At 33.7% G+C, this 23,417-nt stretch carries 17 protein-coding genes and 1 tRNA gene; 11 read left to right on the top strand and 7 right to left on the bottom strand.

The window, feature by feature from the left end:
• Window positions 1-6 precede the first annotated feature (6 nt).
• The 3 genes from mltC to ACNART_RS05690 all read left to right on the top strand — a co-directional run bounded on the left by mltC (window position 7) and on the right by ACNART_RS05690 (window position 3,732).
• Complete coding sequence (mltC, locus tag ACNART_RS05700; RefSeq protein ID WP_198620998.1) at window positions 7-1,077, top strand: membrane-bound lytic murein transglycosylase MltC; 1,071 nt, start codon at window positions 7-9, stop codon at window positions 1,075-1,077.
• Between the two features lie 250 nt (window positions 1,078-1,327).
• Window positions 1,328-1,403 (top strand) — tRNA-Phe (locus ACNART_RS05695).
• Window positions 1,404-2,475: 1,072 nt separating this feature from the next.
• The gene (locus tag ACNART_RS05690) at window positions 2,476-3,732 is read left to right on the top strand and encodes a Zn-dependent hydrolase (RefSeq protein ID WP_196532201.1); all 1,257 of its coding nucleotides are present in this window, start codon (window positions 2,476-2,478) and stop codon (window positions 3,730-3,732) included.
• Here ACNART_RS05690 and ACNART_RS05685 read toward each other — a convergent pair.
• Entirely contained in the window at window positions 3,726-4,610 is an 885-nt protein-coding gene (locus ACNART_RS05685; RefSeq protein ID WP_109373888.1) for a helix-turn-helix domain-containing protein, read from the bottom strand. The two genes, ACNART_RS05690 and ACNART_RS05685, sit on opposite strands and share 7 nt — an antisense overlap.
• Window positions 4,611-4,884: 274 nt before the next feature.
• The gene (locus ACNART_RS05680) at window positions 4,885-6,081 is read right to left on the bottom strand and encodes an ROK family protein (protein ID WP_349442803.1); all 1,197 of its coding nucleotides are present in this window, start codon (window positions 6,079-6,081) and stop codon (window positions 4,885-4,887) included.
• A gap of 205 nt (window positions 6,082-6,286) precedes the next feature.
• On the opposite strand from ACNART_RS05680, the gene ACNART_RS05675 reads away from it, so the two are divergent.
• From ACNART_RS05675 to ACNART_RS05645, 7 genes are all read left to right on the top strand, one after another.
• Window positions 6,287-7,105 (top strand): purine-nucleoside phosphorylase, encoded by an 819-nt coding sequence (locus ACNART_RS05675; RefSeq protein WP_349442801.1) that lies wholly within the window; start codon window positions 6,287-6,289, stop codon window positions 7,103-7,105.
• An 84-nt stretch (window positions 7,106-7,189) separates the two neighbouring features.
• Window positions 7,190-8,437: a nucleoside permease gene (locus ACNART_RS05670; RefSeq protein WP_198632125.1), complete on the top strand. Its 1,248-nt coding sequence runs from the start codon at window positions 7,190-7,192 to the stop codon at window positions 8,435-8,437.
• A gap of 203 nt (window positions 8,438-8,640) precedes the next feature.
• Window positions 8,641-10,260 (top strand): M10 family metallopeptidase C-terminal domain-containing protein, encoded by a 1,620-nt coding sequence (locus ACNART_RS05665; protein ID WP_416303473.1) that lies wholly within the window; start codon window positions 8,641-8,643, stop codon window positions 10,258-10,260.
• 338 nt (window positions 10,261-10,598) lie between these two features.
• Window positions 10,599-12,017 (top strand): serralysin family metalloprotease, encoded by a 1,419-nt coding sequence (locus ACNART_RS05660; protein WP_198619441.1) that lies wholly within the window; start codon window positions 10,599-10,601, stop codon window positions 12,015-12,017.
• A 167-nt stretch (window positions 12,018-12,184) separates the two neighbouring features.
• Complete coding sequence (locus ACNART_RS05655) at window positions 12,185-13,924, top strand: type I secretion system permease/ATPase (protein WP_198626069.1); 1,740 nt, start codon at window positions 12,185-12,187, stop codon at window positions 13,922-13,924.
• A gap of 16 nt (window positions 13,925-13,940) precedes the next feature.
• Window positions 13,941-15,266 (top strand): HlyD family type I secretion periplasmic adaptor subunit, encoded by a 1,326-nt coding sequence (locus ACNART_RS05650; RefSeq protein ID WP_198619439.1) that lies wholly within the window; start codon window positions 13,941-13,943, stop codon window positions 15,264-15,266.
• Window positions 15,266-16,618, top strand: coding sequence for a TolC family outer membrane protein (locus ACNART_RS05645; protein WP_160230036.1), 1,353 nt, complete (start codon window positions 15,266-15,268; stop codon window positions 16,616-16,618). Before ACNART_RS05650 ends, ACNART_RS05645 begins: the two co-directional genes overlap by 1 nt.
• A gap of 500 nt (window positions 16,619-17,118) precedes the next feature.
• On the opposite strand, the gene arnT is transcribed toward ACNART_RS05645, so the two are convergent.
• Window positions 17,119-18,765, bottom strand: coding sequence for a lipid IV(A) 4-amino-4-deoxy-L-arabinosyltransferase (gene arnT, locus ACNART_RS05640; protein WP_198626068.1), 1,647 nt, complete (start codon window positions 18,763-18,765; stop codon window positions 17,119-17,121).
• 409 nt (window positions 18,766-19,174) lie between these two features.
• Window positions 19,175-19,513 (bottom strand): carboxymuconolactone decarboxylase family protein, encoded by a 339-nt coding sequence (locus tag ACNART_RS05635; RefSeq protein WP_109373878.1) that lies wholly within the window; start codon window positions 19,511-19,513, stop codon window positions 19,175-19,177.
• 130 nt (window positions 19,514-19,643) lie between these two features.
• On the opposite strand from ACNART_RS05635, the gene ACNART_RS05630 reads away from it, so the two are divergent.
• Window positions 19,644-20,018, top strand: coding sequence for a DUF1992 domain-containing protein (locus ACNART_RS05630; protein ID WP_198619437.1), 375 nt, complete (start codon window positions 19,644-19,646; stop codon window positions 20,016-20,018).
• Window positions 20,019-20,098: 80 nt separating this feature from the next.
• Here the strand turns inward: ACNART_RS05630 and ACNART_RS05625 are convergent, their stop codons facing one another.
• The 3 genes from ACNART_RS05625 to ACNART_RS05615 all read right to left on the bottom strand — a co-directional run bounded on the left by ACNART_RS05625 (window position 20,099) and on the right by ACNART_RS05615 (window position 23,409).
• Entirely contained in the window at window positions 20,099-21,673 is a 1,575-nt protein-coding gene (locus tag ACNART_RS05625; protein WP_109373876.1) for an AbgT family transporter, read from the bottom strand.
• Between the two features lie 561 nt (window positions 21,674-22,234).
• Window positions 22,235-22,552 (bottom strand): helix-turn-helix domain-containing protein, encoded by a 318-nt coding sequence (locus tag ACNART_RS05620; RefSeq protein WP_109373875.1) that lies wholly within the window; start codon window positions 22,550-22,552, stop codon window positions 22,235-22,237.
• Between the two features lie 23 nt (window positions 22,553-22,575).
• Window positions 22,576-23,409, bottom strand: a complete 834-nt coding sequence (locus ACNART_RS05615) for an adhesin (RefSeq protein WP_198626067.1) — start codon at window positions 23,407-23,409, stop codon at window positions 22,576-22,578.
• Between the last annotated feature and the right edge of the window lie 8 nt (window positions 23,410-23,417).

The raw sequence follows: 23,417 nt of genomic DNA, 5'->3' as shown, positions 1-23,417 counted from the left end.
TTGACCATGAAAAAAATCCTTCTCTTGCTGATTATCGCCCCTCTACTCATTTCATGTAGTAGCCAACCACCAAAAACATTTGAACCTGATTACGCAAAGGATACCAATGCGTTCGATATTCTTATGGGGCAATTTGCCAATAATATCGAAATGATTTGGGGTATGAAGGAAGTATTAATCGCAGGCCCTAAAGATTACGTAAAATATACCAATGCTTATAAAACACGTAGCCATATTAATTTTGAAGCAGGTACAATTACGATAGAAACTTTAGGTGATGATGCGCCTCAATTCCAATTGCATAAGGCGATAGTCACAACGTTATTAATGGGTGAAGATCCAGGTTCTATTGACCTCTACTCTGACGTTAATAATATTCCTCACAGCACTGAACCGTTTTTATCTGGGCAGGTTCTTGATAATACGGGACAACCTATACGCTGGGAATGGCGAGCCAATAAGTTTGCAGATTATCTGATTGCCAATAAATTACAAAAACGCCAATCTGGTATGAATACCATTTGGTATGTCACCATTAATCTTGTTCCTAATCACCTTGATAAACGTGCTCATAAATATTTACCGCTCGTTCAACAAGCTGCGGCTAAATATGGGGTTGAACCATCACTGATCTTGGCAATTATGCAAATTGAATCAAGTTTTAACCCATATGCCGTGAGTAGTTCTGATGCGCTAGGTTTAATGCAGATTATGCCAGCAACGGCTGGACGAGATGTATTCCGAATGCAAGGAAAATCTGGGCAACCAAGTCGTAGTTACTTATTTGATCCAGCTAATAATATCGATGCTGGTGCGGCTTATATCTCAATTCTGCAAAATAGCTACCTTGGCGATATCAAAGATCCTGTTTCGCGCCGTTACGCCGTGATACAGGCTTACAACGGTGGTGCAGGTAGTGTGTTGCGGATATTCCACAACGATAAGAAACAAGCTGCTGCCATGATTAACAACTTAGAGCCAATGCAGGTGTATACCACATTACGTAATAAACACCCTGCCGACCAATCTCGTCGTTATCTTGAGAAAGTCAGTACAGCTCAACGTAACTATCGTTAGTTGATGCTTAATCCAAAAAACAAAGCTTCCTCAATGAATTTGGGGAAGCTTTTTTGTTATTGAGACTTAATAAACGATTTTATCGTCATGTATTTTTTGAGTATCGCAAAAGACTTTAGCTTTATTTTTACTCATCTCCCACGACAAATAGCGTTTTAATACCCAATGAGTTTAAAAAAACAGCAATCGAACGGTTTTGTGATAAATAACGTTGACGAGCAAGGCGATATCGGGTTTAATACGCCCCGTTGCCCGAATAGCTCAGTCGGTAGAGCAGGGGATTGAAAATCCCCGTGTCCTTGGTTCGATTCCGAGTTCGGGCACCATCTTTCATTTGTTCGTCAGTGAGTTAAATTACTGAGAGGGCAAAAAAGCTAAGATAAGACACAAATTTAACGTAAGTTATCTGTTGTTAAAATTAATCAAAAGCTTTGAATAAACAGTCTTGCTCAAACCAAGGCTGTTTTTTTATTTGTAACTTTTACTTTCTTTCCTAACTCTGTAACTCTGTTCTAGCAATCAAAAGAATCACCAATATATTGATAGGCAAATTTCATTGCTATTCTTCTTAAATAACTGGATTCTCTTCTTAATGTATCGCTATATACATCACTATAACTATAGTCTAGTTCATACTCAGTCATTTCTTTCACATCCTTATTTAAAATAAAAACTTAAGTAATATCTCATCCAAATTATCGGCTATTATAGTGTAATATTTAATAATTCTTATTAATAGTAAATATTTAGTTTTCTACTTAGCAGAGAGATAAAAGTCCATTTAACCAAAGCAATAAAATAAATAGACTATAAATCTAAATATATAAGATAGGTTATTATTTATTTTTATAATTATAAAATTAATTTTATATAAAGACCTCTATATATTTACATGGTATTTATGATATTTACAGGAAAACCCAACATTCCCCTGATAATGTTATAAATATTATTTATATATAAAAATGATATCTTTATTAATACGAAAAGTCAGGGATATTTTTAATTATCTTTTATTATTAGTATATAAATCACAATTTAAATAACTCTTAAAATAATAAATTTACCACCAATAATAATTCTTATTTTCATTTTGAAATTAAAAATATAATTTTAAATATACTTAACATAAAAAAGCGATCGCTTTTATAACATTTATAATACAATTTAAGTTCATTTAAGAAATACCCCTGCTATATATCTCTTTTTAATTGAAACCTACCTCACAGAATATGAAATTCACCTTAATTGTCATTGACGAAATATAGCTTCAGCAGTAAATATAATAAGCAATGATTATAAAAACAGTGACCATCTTTAAAGATGGCTTTTTTAATCCTTAAATTGTCTCATTTTTTAGACAAATAAATATTACAGAAACCACGGGAGAATTCTCTTATGACTCAACAAGATACAGCAACTCATTATTCAATTGATGATATGAAAGCATTAATTGAAACAATGCAGATTTATAAAAAAGACAACAGTGGCAAAGGGATAACTCGTATTGCTTATGGCGAAGAAGATGAAGCCGCCCATCTGTACCTTGCTGGTTTAATGAAAGAAGCGGGTCTTGAAGTTTATCGTGACGGTATTGGTACACTTTACGCACGTTTACCAGGTAAAGATCGTTCACTACCCGCAGTAGGTACAGGATCTCATCTTGATACAGTCCCTCAAGGCGGTGCTTATGATGGAGCTTTAGGTGTTATTGCAGGTTTTTATGCATTAATGCAATACAAACCACAACAACTTAAACGTGACCTTGAGCTTGTTGTTTTTCGTGCGGAAGAATCTAGCCGTTTTGGCTTTTCGTGTATTGGCAGTAAAGTATTAACAGGAAAAATAGATAAAGCTCGCTGGGAACAAAATAGAGATGATGACGGCAATAACTTCTTTGAAGTTTTAAAATCTTTAGGTTATCAGCATGATAATTTGGATAGTTGTTTAGTCAAAGCTGATCGTTATAGTGCCTTTGTTGAGCTTCATATTGAGCAAGGTAAACGCCTTGAGAATGACAAAAAAACTATTGGTATTGTCAATGGTATTGCGGCACCAACTCGTTTTTCAGTCACTGTTAATGGTCATGCGGATCACTCTGGTGCAACGCCTATGTATCAACGCCAAGATGCGTTAGTGGCAAGTGCAGGGATTATTACCGATATCAACCGTGCAGCATGCACTGAAGCAGTTTATGGCACTGTAGGTACAGTGGGTAAACTCAATGTTGTGCCGAACTCCATGAACGTCATTCCAGGACAAGTAAAATTCTCTGTTGATATTCGTGGTATTGATACTGAAAGTATTCAACGTGTTGTACAACGCCTAAATAATAGTGTGGAAAAAGCAGAAAAAGATTTTGGCGTCTCTATTGATGTTCAACCGATTTCTGCTGAATCGCCAGTCAAACTAGATGATTCAATTTGCCAAGTTATTGAAAGCTTGTGCCAGAAACACGATATCAGCTATATGACAATGCTAAGTGGTGCTGGCCATGACTCAATGAATATGGCGTCACTTTATCCAACTGCGATGATCTTTACACCTTCAGTTGCCGGTATTAGTCATCATCCTGATGAGTTTACCGAATTTAGTGATATTGCTGTCGCTGCAGATTTATTAGCAGAAACATTAGGCACATTAGCCAATCAATAATGACTGACTATTTGTTTTAGAAGGTTAATTGCATCATCTCCCTTGGTTGCTTTTAACCATAATTTATCAAAGAGGGATTGATATTGAAATATCGCCTCAGTTGAAGAGGTTACAGTAGCAATGCCCGTACTGACATTAGGAAATTCACCTAAACGGAACGGGCTAACGGCTAAAGAAAGAGGGACTTTGTCTTGATAAAATAATTGGAAAGTTAAAGACGGCATAGTATCTGAAATAATTGCAATATTAAGATAACTATTTTTTTGCTCTAACTTTTCAATTAAATGAAGAATTTCGTTTTTTGCTCGTTGTTTTCTTTCTTGTTGCAGTGTTTTAGTTAAATTAACCGAACCTAGCATGCCAACATAAAGAAATTTTTCAATTTGTTGCTGGCTAATAAGGTTATAAATATGGGGCGAATGTAAGGACTGATGTTTCTTACGCTCTTTTAAAATAGACAAAACTTCTTGTTGTTTTTCAGACAAAAGATTTAAAGGTGATGCCTCTGTTAGCATTTCAACCAATGTTTTGTCATAACAATCTGAAGTTAATAAGTAAGAGAAAGGTTCGAAGTGGGTATAAATATGTGAAGATTGACTTTCAAGTTGGCGCATTCGTTCAAAAAAGCCATTTGCACTTGAATAATATTCAGTATTAATACCCAACAAACTGGTTAACGAGGTATTTAATAATCTAGCAAGATTATCAAGTGTCTCAATTTTAACAATTTCGCCTTTTTCTAACCGATACACAGCAGCACGAGAAATACCCAAGCTTTCTGCTACATCTTCAGCTTTTAATGAAGAGGCTATGCGGTAAGCACGCAAGCGATAGCCAATGGCTTGATAATCTATTTTTTCTCTAGGTATGTAAGGCATATTTATAATTGGCTCCCAAATGCACAAAGTACCAGGGTAAAGTAACGGCACAATAATAAGATGTTAGTTCAGATAGTTTAAATTAAACCAAAAATAAAAAGAATCACCTTTCTCACAATGAGGTAAATAAAAAAAGTTTGCAGTAAAAAGTTAGTCTATATCAATAAACCTGTCTCCTAGCAGGTAACCTCACCAGGGTTAAAGCAGTAAAAACAAACAACAATAAAAAAACTAAAAGGCGATGTAATTGATATTACACCGCCTTTTTCATTATTTAATTAACTAAATGCTCTAATACCATAGCGCCAGCGCCTTGAGAAACGATTTCATAAGCGTGGCTTGCTGGATAAACTTCTGTTTTTATATTTGGGAAAAGAGCGAGTTTAGTTTCAATCGTTTTTTTGACGGTATCAAAAAACGTATATTTAGGTATTAATGTTCCGCCACAAACAACAATATCAGGTTGGAGCATTAAAATAGTATTTGCAATAGCAAGCCCATAGTAATAAGCCGCTTCTTCTAATGCATCAATACACAGAGGATCTCGCATTTCTATTGCTTGAAAAATCGTGTGATAGTTAATTTCATCATCGGTACTGACCAGAGAAGTTAATAAGGAGTGCTTTCCCCGCCTTATTTGATGAATAATACTATTTTTTATGGCGTCTAAAGAACACAATGTATTTAAACAACCATAAGAGCCACATTCACACAATAGCCCTTTTACATCAATCGTCATATGACCAAAACAATTCATCGTCGCTGAGGTATCAGTTAAAAACTGATTACCAATAATGGCGCATCCTCTTACTTCGGTATCACAAGAAGTAAATAAAAATCGTTGTGTTTTTTGGCGATAATATAAACGAAATTCAGCTAAAGCGGCAAAATGCACTCCACTTCCCACTGTGACGTAAGTAGGAATTTTTTTACATAATAACGCCTCTAATTCACTGAATTCTTCATCGAGGGATTTTGAAGCCAATTGATGTTCGACAACATGCTCAATAGAAATTCCTAACCCTAAAACTTTTTCATAGCTGATGTTATTTTTTAATAACAAGGCATCAATTTTAGGTAATAGCTTATCTGTCATCTCATATGCAGATAAGTAAGGTTCTGGCGATATTTTAATTTTATCCAACATATTAAGTTTCAGATCCATCAATACAATGGTTGAATAGACCTTACTTAATTCAATGCCGATTAAAAACACCCCTTCTGTATTGATATTATACAAAATAGGTTTTCGTCCCCCCGTTGATTCACCTAATTCTGCGGTTGTAATTAATTGAAGAGCATTTAACTCGTCCAGTAGTCGAGCACAAGTAGCAGGCTTCATTTGTGCCAATTCAGTGAGTGTTTCTGTTTTTATTGGGCCATTTTCTGCCACTAATTTATAAAGGCTTTTAAGTTTCAATGCTTTTGAAGTCTTAGAAGACTGAAGTTCTTTTAAATTTTTCAATAGCATAGCCATTTCCTTTATTAAATTATTTAGCCACTCAAAGAAGAATATCGCTATCTTACTGTAAAAAAAGCAATAGTTCCTTAATCAAAACAAACAACATGATCTTAATCTCAAAATGAGAAAAAGTAAGTTGTTCATTTCTGTGTATCAGGCAAAGTACTCTCAAGCACAATTAAAAATGTAATGACGATTTACATAGGAGAGAGTCATGCACCAGATTTCTGAAATTAATAAAGCAAAAGAATTTGTTCAATCTAAAACCACAGAAAAACCAACTATTGGGATCATTTTAGGATCAGGTTTAGGTCCTTTTGCCGATACATTAGAAGATGCCGTACATATTCCTTATCACACCATTCCACACTTTGCAGCATCAGGAGCTGTGGGGCATGCAAATGAATTAGTGATTGGAAAAATTGCAGGAAAAACAGTTGTTGCAATGAAAGGTCGTTTTCATTACTACGAAGGTGTATCGCTCGATGAAGTCACCTTTCCTGTTCGTGTAATGAAAGCATTGGGTGTTGAAAAGCTGATTATCACTAACGCATGTGGCGCTGTAAATACAGATTTTAATCCTGGTGATCTAATGCTAATTACGGATCATATTAATCTAACTGCAAATAACCCACTGATTGGGCCAAATAACCCTGAATTAGGTGTTCGTTTTCTAGATGTAAGTGAAGTTTATAACAAAGCTATGCGCCAAATTGTTATTGATATTGCCAAAGAGCAAGACATTACCTTACGTCAAGGTGTTTATGCATGGTGGACAGGGCCAACTTATGAAACCCCAGCAGAAATTCGCATGATAAGAACATTAGGTGCCGATGCCGTAGGCATGTCAACCGTTCCAGAAGCACTTATTGCTCACCATTCAGGTATTGATACCATTGGTATTTCATGCTTAACCAATATGGCTTGTGGCATTTTAGAACAGCCTCTTAGTCATGATGAAGTTATTGAAACCGCAGAACGTGTGAAATCTACCTTCTTAAAACTGATCAGTGAAGTGATCGCTCGCTTATAACTTTTTATCAATAAAAGAAAAAGTGGAGAATAGATAGCTGCCTATGCTCCACTAAAATCAATATCCCCAACAGTGGAGATTGTTATGGGTATAAAAATACAGCTCAAAGGCATGATGTTTATGCAATATTTTATCTGGGGAAGTTGGTTAATTACCCTAGGTGCATACATGATGCAAACATTAAACTTCACTGGGATTGAAGTTGGATTAGTTTATGGCTCTAAAGGCATTGCTGCTCTGATTATGCCTGGTTTATTAGGTATCATTGCCGATAAATTTATTCCTGCAAATCGCTTATATATCATTTGTCATCTTATTTGTGCTGTTGCTTTATTCTTTGCAGCATCAGTGACTGATCCAACAATCATGTTCTGGGTTATGTTCATTAATGCATTAGCATTTATGCCAACTATTGCGCTTTCAAATTCAATTGGTTATTTTTGCTTAAATAAACACAAGCTAGATTCTGTTGCTAATTTTCCCCCTATTCGTGTTTTCGGTACGATAGGTTTTATTATCGCCATGTGGTGTGTAAGTTTATTTAAATTAGAACTCAGCAACACTCAATTATATATTGCATCAGTAGCTTCTCTTTGTTTAGCTCTCTATTCATTTTGCTTACCTAAAATTCCAACAGCCCAGCATAAACAATCAACCTCTTGGGCATCTCGTTTGGGATTAGATGCCTTTGTTCTATTCAAAAAACCTATAATGGCAGTATTCTTTTTATTTGCCATGCTATTAGGTGCGGTACTTCAAATTACCAATACTTTTGGTAGTCCTTTTATTCATGATTTTGCTAAAAATCCTGAATTTGCTGATAGTTTAATTGTTCAATATCCATCAATTTTATTATCAGTATCACAAATGGCTGAAGTTGCCTTTATTTTAGCAATTCCTTTTTTCCTAAAACGCTTTGGTATTAAAAAAGTCATGTTAATTAGTATGATTGCATGGACTTTACGTTTCGGATTATTTGCCTATGGCGATCCATCTCCTTGGGGATTTGTATTGCTAATGCTTTCAATGATTGTTTATGGTTGTGCATTTGATTTCTTTAATATTTCAGGCTCTATCTATATTGAAAATGAAGTTAATCCTGAAATAAGAGCCAGTGCTCAAGGGTTATTTATGACCATGGTCAATGGTATTGGTGCATACGCAGGCTCTATTTTAAGTGGTATGGTCGTTGATCATTTTACAGTTAATGGAATGAAAGACTGGCAATCTATTTGGTTAATTTTTGCATCCTATACACTTATACTTGCTATTGTATTTATATTTGCATTTAAAGAAAATAAGGTGAGTAATTATAAAAAAGATTTTTCATAATTAACTTATATATTCCCTCTTTTAAATGATAATAAACCTTTATTGGTTTATTATCATTTTTACTTTTCTCAATATAAATATTATTAAATCGCCTCTCTTTTTTTAAATGAAATCCATTTTTAAAAGAAATTTAATATTAAGAAAAATAAAATAAGCATGCTTTAACATGGAAAATGTTTATAAAAAAAGGATATTTATATATTATGAATGCTATTCATCAAAATGACCCTTTAGAAAATAGTGATATTATCAATTTAATAAAGAGTTTTAAACCTCTACGCAGATGGAAAAAACAAGATCTTAATAGTGATTTTACTGAAGTAACATATAGTTTTCCTGACTGGAGCAATTTAAGGGGTGAAGAATATAAAACCATTACAACATTAAATCAATATCAACAAAATCTTGCCGAAAAAACATTACAACTATGGGCTGACATTGCCAATATTACATTCATTAAGAAAGACAATAAATATGATACTAATATTAAATTTGGTGTTTATAATAATATAAATGAACTAACGAAAGATAATTCTCATTTAGTCGCTGGTGTTGCAACATTCCCATTAAATAATATAGAGCCAGATAAAAAAATAGAAAAAATCACTGATTACAGTATAGGAGGACATGTTTGGATTAATATATCTTCAACTACACGTATAAAAAAATTCAATAAACATGAAATAACACCAGAGCAAAAAAATGAAATAGATTTATTTAAAGAAAAATCAGACAATATAAAATATTATTATATAGAAACAGATACTCATATTACTTTATATAAAAACAATAATGAAAATGGTCATATAAATAATCAACCTATAATATTACAAAAAGGAAATAAAGAAACTCAAACTTATATACATGAAACTGGACACGCTCTTGGTTTACCACATACCTTTAGAGTGAATGATCATAATAATCCTGATATTGAAGAAAATAGTTTTAAATATTCTATAATGTCATACCGCCACCCAAAAACAAAAGAAGCTGATTTTGTTGGATTATTTCCTATGTCTCCATTATTAATCGATATATATGTTATTCAAAAGTTCTATGGCGTAAATCTAACGACACGAACAGGTGATACTATTTATGGTTTTAATTCTAATACGCAAAGAGACTGTTATAGTTTAACTTCATCAGATGATGTCATTATTAGTTGTATTTGGGATGCCGGTGGCTGTGATACTCTTGATTTTTCAAAATATAATTTTGAGCAGAAAATAGACCTTAACCAAGGTGCTTTCTCTGATGTAGGTGGGCTAAAAAGTAACATTTCTATTGCGTATGGAACAATAATTGAAAATGTAATAGGAGGAAAAAACAATGACCACATCATTGGTAATGAAGTAAACAACCACTTAATTGGTAATCAGGGTAATGATATTATTTATGGATATGATGGGGATGATAAAATTTTTGGCGGTAAAGGTAGTGATGCACTTTATGGTAACGAGGGCAATGATTTCATTAATGGAGAAGATGACTGCGATATAATTTCTGGAGGTAATGGACATAATACGCTGTTCGGAGGAAAGAATGCTGATATGTTTTTTTTCGAAATTAGCAACAAGACAAATAGCCATAATAAAATTATGGATTATCATATAAATGAAGATTTCCTTATTTTTTTAGATGAAAACAAAATAAGCCTAAATATCAAGAAACTTATATCTCAAAATTCAATCTCGCTTAAGATGAGTTTTCAAGAAGAAGATAATTTAACAAGATTAGCAATAAAAACAAAAGAACAACTAGAAGTTCCAAATTTAACAATAGATATTGTTGGGAATTTCAGTTATGAAGATCTATTTTATTAATATAATTAATTACCTTAAAAAATAACGAAAAATTTATAAGGCTTGTATTTACCCAAGCCTTATAATAAGAGAATGAAATACATTATAAAATCATGACGGAATTATATAATAACATTAAAAAACATCTCTCTAGAGAAGATAACCTAAAATTTATTTACTTAGTAAAATTATTCTGACTTAAAACACACCTCACTTCACAATTATTTAAAAACTTATTTTTCCCCTCTAGATTAATATCAATAAATAGCTATCTTTATTATCGCTGGTGTTCGCCAGATAATTAAACTATTTTCAACATGAAAATAAACCTAACCTAAACTTGATATCCGGAGGATATTATGGGTTCTTCTTTATTAAAAAAAGCAGTAGGATTATCTAATGTTTCTGACTTATTAGATAAAAGTGGAATTTTTTATAATTTCTCAGCTAAGACTCTACCTTCTTTTGATTATGATACTGCTGGAAAACATATTGCACGCGAAAATTCCACATGGAATGGGAAATATGTTGTTGGACAAGCGGCAGAAGTGACATATTCATTCCCAACTTGGGCTGGTAAAAAGTTTAATGATTTTGGTGATAAAAATCCCTATGGATTTAATTCAGTACAAAAAGATCATGCAAGACAATCTTTAGATGCATGGTCTGATATTGCAAATATCAAATTTACCGAAGTAGCGCCAGGTGTAAAATCAGATATTACTTTTGGTAATATTACTGATCCAAACGGCACATTCCAAGCTTATGCGACGTTGCCAAATACCTATAGTTATGGACGTGATCTTTCAGGCCAAGCTTGGTTTAGTGACTATTATTATGCTGGTAATACAACACCTGAATTAGGTAATTATGGTCGTTTAACTATTATCCATGAAATTGGCCATGCACTTGGTCTAATGCATCCTGGCGATTATAACGCAGGGCAAAACGTACCTGGCTATTTAAAGTCTGACTACGCTGAAGATAGTCGCCAATATACTGTTATGAGTTATTGGGAAGAATATGAAACAGGTGCGCACTTCCAAGGTGCTTATGCAGGCGCTCCTTTACTTCATGATATTTCAGCAATGCAATATCTTTATGGCGCAAATACCACAACCAGAACAGGTGATGATGTTTATGGTTTTAACTCAAACACAGGTATTGATTATTACACTGCAACAAGCAGAAACGATAAATTAATATTCTCTGTTTGGGACAGTGCTGGTAACGATACTTTTGACTTCTCAGGATATTATCAAGATCAAGTTATTGATTTACGCGAGGGTCATTTCTCTGATGTTGGCGGACTACAGAAAAACGTTTCTATTGCACAAGGTGTAACAATAGAAAATGCAATCGGTGGCTCTGGTAATGATATTATCTACGGCAATGATGCTGATAATATTCTCATCGGCGGTGGCGGTAACGACATACTGTATGGTGGCGGTGGTCAAGATACATTATGGGGTGGTACAGGTAGCAATACCTTTGTTTATAAAGAGATCACTGACTCTCTGGTATCTGCCGCTGACAAGATAATGGACTTCAAATCAGGTATTGATAAGATTGATTTATCAGCATTAATCGAAAATACCTTTAGCCATAAACTCCTTAACTTTGTTGATAATTTTACAGGTCGCTCGGGTGAAGCAACCATTAAATATGATCAATCAACAAACTCAAGTGAACTTGCTATTAACGCTTATGGTTACAGCCCTGATTTCAAAATTGACATTGTAGGATTTGTTAATTACGAAACTGACTTTATTGTTTAATTTTTCATTGGGTAGGAGAGAGATATTTCTCCTACCTTTCTTTTACCTATAAGGAGTTATTTTTATATTATCTTATTAAAAAAAAGATAAATTGATCACTCCATATTGATAGAAGAAATGCAGTAAATAGCAATAAAACAGATAGGAATAAAATCAGGAATAACATTATGTCAGCAAGCAAAAAAAATAATGAAATAACAAATATTATAAAAGAAAGAAAGAAAGTATTTCTTTCCATTGGAATATTTACAGCCTTAATAAATATTTTAATGTTAGTTCCTTCTATTTATATGTTGCAAGTTTATGATCGAGTCTTACCATCAGGTAATGAAATGACTTTATTAATGCTAACACTCATTATGTTAGCATTATTTATTTTTATGGGAGGATTGGAATACTTAAGAAGCATTATTGTCATTAGAATGAGTAACAAACTTGATTTATCCTTAAGTTCAAGAATTTATACTGCTGCATATCAAGCAAAATTAAACAAAACGCCCAGTATTAATTCCTCTTTAGCATTTAATGACTTAGTGACTATTAGGCAATTTATTACAAGTCACGCCATTTTTGCTTTTTTTGATTTACCTTGGTTCCCAATCTATCTTCTCGTTATCGCATTATTTAATCCATGGTTAGGATTATTTGCATTATGTGGTGCGCTCGTTTTATTTTCTTTGGCTATTCTTAATGAATACTTGTCTCGATCATCATTAAAAAAAGCCAATGAGTTTGCTAATCAAGCTCAGGTAATACAAGGTCATCATTTTGAACATCCACAGCCTATTGAAGCAATGGGAATGCTAGGTTATTTACGTAACCAATGGCAAATTGCTCACTTTAAATATCTACAAGCACAAACTCATGCAAGTGATAATGCAGCAAGTATCAATGCAATAACAAAAGTCACCCGAATGGCACTGCAATCTTTAATGCTAGGATTAGGTGGATGGCTAGCAATAGATAATACAATTAGCCCAGGAATGATGATCGCAGGATCAATACTATTAGGTCGCGCTTTAGCGCCAATTGAACAAGTTATTGGTGTATGGAAAAACTGGGATAGTAGTAAAGAAGCTTATAAAAGGTTAACCACACTATTAAAAACGTATCCTGAAGAAAATAAAAAAATGGCGCTACCTGCTCCTAAAGGTGAATTAACAGTAAATATTAATCAAGCTCAATATCCTCAAACGGAACGCACACTATTAAATAATATTCATTTTTCGCTAAGCCCCAGCGATGTACTTGGCATTATTGGCCCGAGTGCTTCAGGAAAATCCTCTTTAGCTAAATTTATTGTTGGCATATGGGAAGTTAAAACGGGCGCCATACGCCTTGATAATGCAGATATATACCAATGGAATAAAAGTGAAGTTGGCCAATATATCGGATACCTTCCTCAAGAAATCGCCCTTTTCCCTGGCACGATTGCCGAAAATATTGCTCGCTTTTCTGAAATAGATCCTCAAAAAGTCACTCAAGCTGCAATGATGGCAAATGTTCATGAAATGATTTTACGTTTTCCTGATGGTTATGAAACCATTATTGGTGCTCATGGTGAAGGGTTGTCAGGAGGACAACGACAACGTATTGCGTTAGCTCGCGCATTATATGGTAACCCTGCTCTAGTCGTTTTAGATGAACCCAATTCTAATTTAGATGATTTGGGCATTAAAGCTCTAATGCAAGCAATTCAAACACTTAAGCAAAATAAAAAAACCGTTATATTAATCACGCATCAAAAACAATTACTCTCAGTGACCAATAAACTCTTGGTTCTTTTCGATGGTCACACAAAATTATTTGGCTCTACAACAGCTGTTGTTGCTGAGTTAAATAACTCATCAGTAATAAAGAGTACGCCAACACCAGCAACTACACCTATTACTCAAAGCAATATTTAATATTGAGAAGATTATTATGATCACAAAAAAAAATGAAATCGATATTGTTCATGGTATTTCAGATGATCCTAGAAAATTCTTAATAATAGGATGGTCAGTTATTCTTTTAGGTCTTGCTATTTTTATTTTTTGGGCTGCCTTTGCTCCTTTAGATAAAGGCGTATCTGCAAAAGGAAATGTTTCAATTTCAGGTAATAAAAAGAGTGTTCAAGCTTCAGTAGAAGGTATTATCACTGACATTTTAGTGAAGAATGGTGATAACGTAATCGAAGGCCAAACGCTTATTCAATTAAGCCCTATTCAATCGAAAGCTTTAGTCAAATCTTTATCTGATCAATATGATAATTTACTGATTACTCAACAACGCTTATATGCTCAATTAAATGAAAAAACAGAGTTTATCTTAGATCCCAATGAAAAATATTATTCTCCTTCAGAGAATTTAAATAAATTATCTCTACTGCAAAATAAACTACTTAATGAAAAGTATATTGAATTGCATAGTGAGATAAATGGCTATAAAGCTATTATTGATGGTATCTCTAATCGTTTAGTTCATTTAAAAAGATCTACGTTAAATAAACAACATCAAATTGATAGCTTAAAAATTCAAATCAAAGATTTATATACTCTTGCTAATGAGGGCTATATTCCCCGTCATCGTTATCAAGAAATTGAGCGTGAACTTGCTGAAAATAATAACCACCTTAATGATACATATGGACAAATAAGTACATTAGAAAAACAAAAATTGGAATATCAACAAAAAATATTGCAACGTAATGCTAATTTTTACCAATCGGCACGTACTGAACTTAACCAAGTTCAATTACAAATAAGTGAAACAGAAAAACAACTTATCATTGAAATAGATAAACTAAAAAAGATGCAAATTACTGCCCCAATTTCGGGAATAGTAATGGATTTATCTGTTTTTACCCAAGGTGGCGTTGTAAGAACAGGTCAAACATTAATGGAAGTTGTTCCTCAAGATCATCAATTAATTATTGAGGCACGTTTAGCACCTCACCTAATTGATAAAGTTACCCTTGGTCTTCCTGTTGATTTAATGTTTAGTGCATTCAATCAAAATACAACACCTAAAATTCCTGGAGAGGTAACATTAATTTCAGCTGATAGACTCATTGATGAAAGAACAACAGAACCTTATTACCAAGTATTTATTAATGTTAAAGATAATGCTCTTCTTACAGACAATAAAAATAAATTAAAGGCTGGAATGCCAGTTGATGTATTTATTAATACAGGCGATCGCTCATTACTAAATTATCTCTTCAAGCCTGTTTTAGATAGGATCCATACTTCATTAACGGAAGAATAATGATGCAAATAAAAAAACTCTCAACCATTTTATTTATATGGATGCTAAGTTTTCACGCTTTGGCGATCAATTTATCTGATCTTTATTTCTTAGCAGTAAAAAATGACCCTACGTTTAATGCTGCGATTAAAGAACAGGTTGCGGGTAAAGAGTATGAAAATATTGGATTATCTCAATTACTCCCAAGCGTACATGTAAACTATCAAAACAATCCACGAAATTGGCAACGAAAAGTTTATCCTATTAATACGAATCAAGGGGAAATGGAAAGAACAGAATATCAAAATTATCAAAGCCATTCTATCAGTGCAATTATTAGCCAACCACTCTTTGATTACACTGCATTTAGTGATTATAAATCATCGGTAATAAAAACATTATTATCAGACAGCCGTTATCAAGTAAAATTTTCCGAGCTAGTGATCAGATTAGTGGATAATTATATAGAATTGGCTTATGCACAGGATAAATTATTATTAAACCTTTCACAGCAAGAGATTTATAAAAAACAGCTAACATCAAGTCAGCGTTTATTCGAATTAGGTGAAGGAACAAAAACAGATATTTCAGAGATCCAAACGCGATTATATTTAACTCAATCTCAATATACAGATATTCAGCTTGAATTAGATAATGCTAAAAATAAACTAAGTTCAATGATTGGCACGCCACTACCTTATGCAGAACATATAGCAAAATTAAGCAGTAATCGCTTTATATTACAACCTATCACACCCAATAATTACGAGTCATGGGAAAATGAGGTTATGCAAAGCAACCTCAATATTCAAACAGCTCGTTATGAAATGGCAATAGCAAAACAAGAAGTAGAGAAAAATCGAGGTGAATTTTTCCCGACAGTACAACTCTATGCCTCTTACTCTAATAGTGATTCCGATAGTAATAATACTGTAAATCAAAAATATCAATCAGCGAATGTTGGTTTTTATGTCAGTTTGCCTTTATTTAATGGTGGAAAAACAACAGCTTCGATGCGTCAATCTACTGCATTGTATCAAATGAGTGCTTTTGAAAGAGATTCAATTATCCAACAAATCACGCAAGAACTACGTCATCAATACCAAATATGTACAACGAGTAATATTAAATTGAATGCTTATGAGCAGTCCGTTTCCTCTGCTAAATTACAATTAGATGCGACTCAAAAAAGTTATATTGGTGGGCAGAGGACAATGGTTGATGTTCTTAATGCTGAAGAATTATTATATCGCGCTCAACAGGATTTGATTAAAGCTAAATATGATTATATTCAGGCTTGGACATTATTACATCAATACACTAATACATTAGATATTGAAAAAATAAAATTAATTGAAGGTTATTTTCAATAGAGTTGTTAAATTGTTTAATAAGAGATATGAATATAATTATAAAAGTCCTAGATCATGGAATAGATATAGGACTTTTAGTTATAAGCAATAGTTAATCACTTATTTTAGCTAGCGGGTATCATCACTTCTTTTTAGTACCGTACAACGTTAATACACGGTGAGTAAGAGCAATTGATGCTAGACCGATAAAACATTCAGCTAGGAAAATCAGCATAAATTACCCCCATTCATAAGTACATTTTGTTTGGGCGGGGGTTCTGATAAAGTAAAGTGACTTGTCATATAGTGCTTAGCTAACTCCGATTTAATGGACACATTTTAAACCTACCATTAAAACTAAAAAGAGCAAAATATATTTCTCAACAAAATCCATTTTTGGGCTTTGATCACATAAAAACAACACAAAAAATCAAATTTATGTCATTTTAAAAGCCGAAGTTAAATTTATTTGCTTTTTTATAACCGTCTTTTGAAAAAAAATAAATAATATTTAAAATCAGTCAATTAAAGAAAACAAATGTTAAATCACCCTGTTTTTCTACAATAGGTTTTACCTTTAACTGGCTTATAACAGATAATATTTCTTTTCGCTCTGGTCGGACTAAAATAATCGCAAGCCCTTGATAGTTATTCTCTTCAATTAAGTTAACTAGCTGCTTAAGATCATAATATTTATTTTGCACATCAGGATATGCCAGACCATAAGCAAGCTCCCCTTTCGTCTCTGTTAAACGAATATCAGTGCGTTTTAACCCCCATGCTAAAGACGTTCCGATCCCAACTTCATCAGTTAAAATATAAGGCTTATCTGCTAGCTCACTATAATAGTAATTAATTGCCTTTTCAGGGGTACTTTTGCTTTCTACTTTATGAGGAATAGCATACCCAATTGCTAAACTTAATCCTATCGAGCAAAATAAAGTCAGTAAGCGTGTGGGTTTAAAGAAAGAAGCAATCCCTATCACACTCCAAAATAAGAAGCCCACAATACCCAGCAACGCTTTATATTGCTCATTTGTTTCATATAACGTAAATCGTGTAGAGAGAAGCGAATAAACAATAATAGAGACGCCTACAAGCCCAAAAACAGTATTTATGATCGCATTAATATTATGAATTTTTTCATTTTGTTTATTTTTTAGCTCTTCCATATAATGTGCAATCAAGATAGAAAGTGGCACAAAACAAGGCAGCATATAGGTTAATAACTTACCGCTGGAGGCAGAAAAGAAAGCAAAAAACAGGAATAACCAAAACGAAAAATAAAGAGTTCCTTTCTTCAAGAAAATAGCTGATTTGATAGCCCCAAATAAGAACCCTAACCAAGGCAAAATACCCAAAATTACAATAGGTAAATAAAACCACATAGGTTGTGATCTTGCTGATCCCTTTTCAACAAAACGTTGAACATGCTCAACCCAAAAGAAGTAGTGCCAATAATCAGGTGCCTGAAGTGCAACTGAAATCACCCAGGGACCAGCAATAATAACCATAGAGATAAGCGCTATTGGTGTATAACAAAGGACTTCTTTAAAACGAGATAAGCTAATTGCGGTCACAAAAAAAACTAATGCAGGTAATACAACAGCAATAAAACCTTTGGTTAGAAAACCTAATCCACAGAAAATACCAACGAGAATATAAGCTTTAATTCTACTCTTTCTATTAGTTGCATGTAATCCAGATAAAAAATAATACATTGTTGCCGTGACAAACATTGTCACGATAGGATCAAGAATATTGTAAGTACCAATAGCTAACACAAGAAACGAGGATAAAAAAACTACCAGTGCATTAAACGCCAAAGTACGGTTATGCCAAACTAGCATAGCAGCACGATAAACAAATAAGCCGGTTAATAAGGTTGAAGTTACAACGACAATACGAACAGAAAAATTACCGCCGCCAAATAACCATTGTGCAATACTGTTTAGCCAATACCCCAATACTGGCTTTTCAAAATAACGAATATCCAGCATATAAGGTACAGACCAATTACCTGATGCAAGCATTTCTCGACTAATTTCAGCATAACGGATCTCATCTGGTTGCCAGAGCAGTCGCGTTTCGAGAGGAATTAAATAAGTTAAAAATATAAAAATAAAAAGTAGAAACCATTTATATCTTTCTACAAAATCAACACGCATATATTCCTCGTTAAAATAAAACAATATCACCTTATACGAACTATTCACTTAGAATAGCTATCCTATAAAAGATTCAATTATTATTTATTAAATTATAATTAATTAACATATTGCTTTATTTTCAACCAACGACAAAGATACTAAAAAAACAGCATTATCAATACTAATCAATAAGATATTGATAAAATTTAGTTAGTAATTAAAATAACGACACATTAATTTTTTATTAATCTTTTTTGAGTAACAGCAAGTTTTTTATCAAAAATCTACCTAAATAGTATTAAATTAAAAAATGAAGGATAAAGAATTAAACATAAACAGAAAATAAACAAAGTATATAAATAAAAAAACCAGAAGGAACTTATTCTGGTTTTTGATTACTTTGTTTAATTATATAATGATAAAAATCTTATTTACTAAACTCTTTAAAAGCGCCCATGGTGTTGGATGCATACATAACTGAAGGGCCTCCCCCCATATAAATAGCAACGCCTAATGCTTCAGCGAGTTCTTGTTCTGTTGTGCCAAGCTCCACAAGTGTTTTTGTATGAAATCCAATACAACCATCACAACGATTTGCGACAGCAATTGCAATGGCGATCAGTTCTTTTGTTTTTGCGTCTAAAGCACCGTCTTTACCACCCGCTTTTGTTGTACTCATAAAAGCTTTCATCACTTCTGGAATATTTTGAGACAATGCCCCCATGTTACCTGCAATGTCTGTTACTATTTCTTTGTACTTGCTCATTTTTGATCCCTTAACAATATACTTATTTATATAATATAAAAATATATTATCAAACCATATAATATAAGCAAGGGAATTTAATTTGAGGTGATCTTTTTTATTGTGATAGTTACCGAAAAAGAGGTTTAAAGTGTCTATTTTAGACGAGTGGGCTGAACGCCATATCGAAAAAGCGTTACAAAAAGGAGAACTTTCATCACTTAAAGGTGAAGGAAAACCGCTGATCCTTGATGATAATAGCCATGTTCCAGAGTCACTTAGAGCAAGCTATCACTTATTAAAGAATGCAGGTTTTTTACCACCTGAAATGCAAGATAGAAAAGAAGCCTTATCTCTAGCTGAAATCTTAAGCACATTAAATGAAACCGAAATAGACAATGGATCACTGCAAAAACGTTTGGCATTACTTGAGTTGAAATTACAGCAGGCTGGTTTAGATACTCAATTTTTACATGCGGACTATGCCACACAGCTGACAGAAAAATTGACAAATCATAAAAAATAAACCGATCAAAAATAATGAAATATCAACATAGAAAAAGCCTATACATCCCTGTATAAGCTTCTTTCATTTATCGCAGAGAATTAGCCTGCTGTTGGAGAATAATACGTTGGTGAGCCAGGTCCTACTGGCAAATTGAATACAAATACCCATAAGTAGAATAATAATGACCAACCAATTAAGAAAATAACGGAATATGGCAACATCATAGAGATCATCGTACCAATACCTGTGTCTTTCTTATATTTTGTTGCAACTGCTAATATCAAACCAAAATAACTCATCATTGGTGTAATGATATTAGTAACAGAATCTCCTATTCGATATGCTGCTTGGATTGTCTCAGGCGCATAACCTGCAAGCATTAACATGGGTACAAAGATAGGCGCGGTTACAGCCCATTGAGCCGAAGCCGAGCCAATCATTAAGTTAATAAAAGCACAGATTAAAATAAAACCTAAGAACAGTAATCCACTTGGCATATCAATGCTATTAAGTAATGCTGCACCTTTGACAGCAATAACCTGACCGATGTTTGTCCAACCAAAAAACGCAACAAACTGAGCCGCAAAGAAAATAATGACCAGATAAAGCCCCAATGTGCTCATCGAATTCGCCATAGCATCAACGATATCTTTATCTGTACGCATTGTCTTAGCAACCCATCCGTAAACAATACCCGGAATTGCAAAGAATAAGAAAATAAAGACAACAATAGATTTTAAGAAAGGAGAATTACCAATTAGCCCTGTTTCTTGGTTTCTTAATATGCCATTTTCAGGAACAACCGTTAGCGCCAAAATCACGCCCATAACAATAAAGGTTCCTGTTGCCGCCCATAATGCTTTCTTTTCTAGTGGCGTAACTTCAGCAGCATTCCTTAAATCATTTTCTTCATCATCAAGTTCATTACCGTTATAAGGCCCTAGTTGAGGCTCAACGATTTTTTCTGTAATGAAGTAACCTAAGAAAGTAATAAGGAATGTACTGACAAACATAAAGTACCAGTTTGCTTCAGCACCAACGATATAAGTTGGATCTATAATGCGCGCGGCTTGCTGCGTAATACCCGATAATAACGGATCTATCGTCCCTAAGAGTAAGTTAGCAGAATAGCCACCAGAAACTCCTGCAAATGCAGCCGCTAAACCAGCAAGAGGATGCCGTCCTAACGAATGAAAGATAATCGCTGATAACGGTATCAATACCACATAACCCAATTCAGCTGCAGTATTTGACATAATACCAGCGAAAACAATCGCCAACGTGGTCATCTTGCGAGGTGCTTTCATTACCACTAAACGCATAACCGCAGATAATAAACCTGCTCGTTCAGCAATGCCGACACCTAATAACGCCACCAGCACCGTACCTAAAGGCGCAAATCCAGTAAAGTTTGTGACAATATTTGCCAATATACGGCGAATACCATCAGCATCTAATAAGCTGATAATGTGAATATAGCCATCTTCTGCGCGTCCTTTGGCGCCTTCTGGTCGGGGATCTTGTACCGTAACACCAAAGTATTCACCAACTGCCGAAGAGACAAGTAAAATAGCAATTAAAATAATAAATAAAATAACGGGATGGGGTAGCGCATTTCCTAGCCATTCCACTGTGCGAAGAAAGCGACTGCCTCCCTGTTTTTTTGTTTGCATCATTTATCCTTTTTATAAAAAAACAGAAAATGCACAGTACACAACCCTTTTTATTATGACTATCTGTTAATCCTATTTATAAATGCTTTATTTAAGATAAACATCATAATAAAGTTATCAAATAAAATATTTTTCACCTTAATAAACAATAAAATAAAAATAAATCACACAATTACAAATCACTTACATTAAAATTAATTTATAATATCTAAAATTAAAAAATGTGCATAAGGTAACATTTTTTAACAATATTTTGATTAATTGTTAACCTTTAGTAGTTAAAGATCTGCTGAAATAATGGGAAGAATCGAATCAATACTCTGATAAACCTGATAGTAACGGACGAAATTACTATAAAGAGGAAATTAGTGGCGAATAAAAATACAAAATAGGTTAAAAATGAGTTTATTTGTAACGCAAAAGATAATAAACCAACCATCATTTAAACAGCAATAAAATAAAAAAATCGACAATAAATAATTATTATGGATAAAAAAAGAAGGCAAGATTTCTCCTGCCTTCTTCTGTATAACTTAAACCCAGTGTTAAAAATATCTGTAATTAGAAAATAAAATCGGGTGTGGATTCCGCCATAAAATATGTAGATTTGCGGATATTTTTATCTTCCGTTTCAGCTTCAACATGAAAACAATCTTCAAAGAACCAGTATATTGGAGTTTTTAAATAAACAGCTAATGTCACAAGGTAACTTAGGTCTATTTTATTTAACCCTCTTTCATAACGTGAGAACTGTTGTTGGCTAATTCCCAATTTATCAGCAATGTGAGCGCCTGTATAACCAAGCTCTTTGCGTTTTTTCTGTATTCTTTGACCAACTAACTCATTCACATTGATGTTTATAAGATCATAATCCATCATCGCGTTTTCCAACTTCGTTTATATTAAGGCATTGCCAAAATTAATGTACCTACCCCAGAAAATGAACCAGGAGCAACTCGACCATAAGGACGTAATACAGAGCTAACAACTACAGGTGTTGCTCTCCCCGCAGGTACAAAAATTGTCTCACCATTTTCACCGGGTCTATTATTAAGATATAAATCCGCAAATAGGCTACCGTCTGGACGTAATCTGACATTTGGACCATCTAGAGATGAGGCATAAACAACAACCGATAAATCTTTATTGCACGTCACTCGAATTGTTTGTGAACGTTTATTCTGTGTTGAGTCGCCTAGTTTATCTTCATCAATGTCGCCATAGTTGAGGTTGACAGAACCATCAATTATCTCACAAGCCCCAGCAGGAGGTGGTGCAATACCGCACATTGATCCTGGAAGTAGTAATTTTGTCGTTCCGGTTTCATAAAATAAACCAACACACTCTTGAATTTCACTATTAGGCACCCCTGAGTGGTGAGCTACAGTAGGTGACGTAGGAAAACTTTGCACTCGCATAACAGCATCACGCAATTCCGCCATAGTGCGATATTTTTGCGCCCCTGTTAAAACTGTTCTTGTCGCTGCCCCACCTTGTCCTGATGCATTATGTCGATGATTAATCGTAATTTTACAAGATGCGCCACCATAACAAGGATTCAAGGTCATCGTTGTTTCAGGATCCCAACGTTGAATAATGAAAGTATAATTTGCAGAGGAAGGAGTAAGAACTTTGGATTCAGTAATATAAGAAAAAATAGAAGCCATTGATGACGCAGAAAAGAGCATCATCACACTAAATAAACATAATGCTGATAATCGTTTTGGGGTAAACATATTAACCT

The sequence above is a fragment of the Proteus sp. LHD240705 genome (genome assembly GCF_047921555.1).
Lineage (GTDB): Bacteria > Pseudomonadota > Gammaproteobacteria > Enterobacterales > Enterobacteriaceae > Proteus.
This window is presented reverse-complemented; position numbering and strand designations above follow the sequence as displayed.